Consider the following 1,169-nt stretch of genomic DNA (forward strand, 5'->3'; position numbering starts at 1 on the left):
CACCTGGGCGCCGAGACGACGAGCCCGGTCCGCGCCTACGAGTTCGACGCCACCACCGTACGGGCGATGTGCCAGGACGACCCCGCCCTGGGCCAGACGGTCGCCCAGTGGGTGGGCGACATCCTCGCCCACCGTCTGCGCTCGGCCCGCACCCGGCTGCTGGATCTCTACGCCCCGTACGGCAGCGGCAGCCACCTGTGACCGCACACCTAGTGGCCGCCTCCGGAACGGGCTTGGTCCGGGCGCGGCTGCGTCGGGCAGGGCGCACCACGGACCACAGTTCGCGAGGCCGGCGGGGTGATGCCCGAGAGGTCGCGGGTGGTGACGCTGTTGCGGTCGCAGACCGAGCGCCCGAGGGCGTGCTGGGGCCACAGGCCCGCCGCCACGCGTCGGCTGCGCTCGCTCCACTCCCGGGCCGGTCCGCTGCTCGTCTTGTAGTAGTTGAGGGCGTAGCCGCCCGTGTGGATCCGGAGCAGGCAGAAGCCGCCCGGGTACTCCTTCACGGCACTGACCTCCTGCAGTGTGACGTGCCGGGCCTGTGGGAGGACGGTGCGCTTGTTGCGGTGGGTGTGACCGGCGTGGTGAAGGAAGACACCCGGAGCGACGGAGTAGGCGTCGAGGATCGCGCGGGCCTGGCGGCGGTTGAGGCGCTGCCCGCTCATCACGGGGAACAGTGAGTTGCGCACGGTCAGCGGGTGGTGTCCGAAGACCATGGTCGGCTGGTCCCTGTTCTCCCTCAACCGGGCTCGGAACCAGGCCAGTTGGTCGGGCGAGAGTCCGCCCGAGTCGCCGCCGTTGCCCCTCTTCTCGTAGGTGTCCAGTCCGACGATCCGCAGCCCGCCGAGATCGCGTGCGAAGTACGCGGGTCCGTCGCCACCGGGGAATTCGCCCAGGAAGCTGTCGCCGGACGGGTCGTGGCCGCTCTTCGGTCTCGGCCGGTCGTGGTTCCCGCGGACGACGAAGTAGTCCTGTCCGTGCGTGCCGAAGCCGTCCAGTATCTGCCTGGCCCCGGCCAGATCGCGCGGCGCGCCGCCGGCCGAGATGTCGCCCGCGGCCAGCAGGTGGTCGGCTCCGCGCCGACGGGCCTCGTCGACCAGGGCCCGGCCCATGATCTCCGGATACGGGGCGAGGCCGAGCCGCTGCGAGACGCCTCGCATCAAGGGGACTCC

At 71.9% G+C, this 1,169-nt stretch carries 1 protein-coding gene and 1 pseudogene; one reads left to right on the top strand and one right to left on the bottom strand.

Going from position 1 to position 1,169, the window contains the following annotated elements; translation table 11 throughout:
* A pseudogene (locus tag O3Q52_RS53325) lies at positions 1-201 on the top strand (regulator); the annotation flags it as partial.
* A gap of 8 nt (positions 202-209) precedes the next feature.
* Here the strand turns inward: O3Q52_RS53325 and O3Q52_RS53330 are convergent.
* The coding region (locus tag O3Q52_RS53330) for a metallophosphoesterase (RefSeq protein ID WP_269655578.1) at positions 210-1,169 on the bottom strand (960 nt) is incomplete at its 5' end.

The sequence above is a fragment of the Streptomyces sp. ActVer genome, assembly GCF_027270795.1.
Taxonomy (GTDB): domain Bacteria; phylum Actinomycetota; class Actinomycetes; order Streptomycetales; family Streptomycetaceae; genus Streptomyces; species Streptomyces umbrinus_A.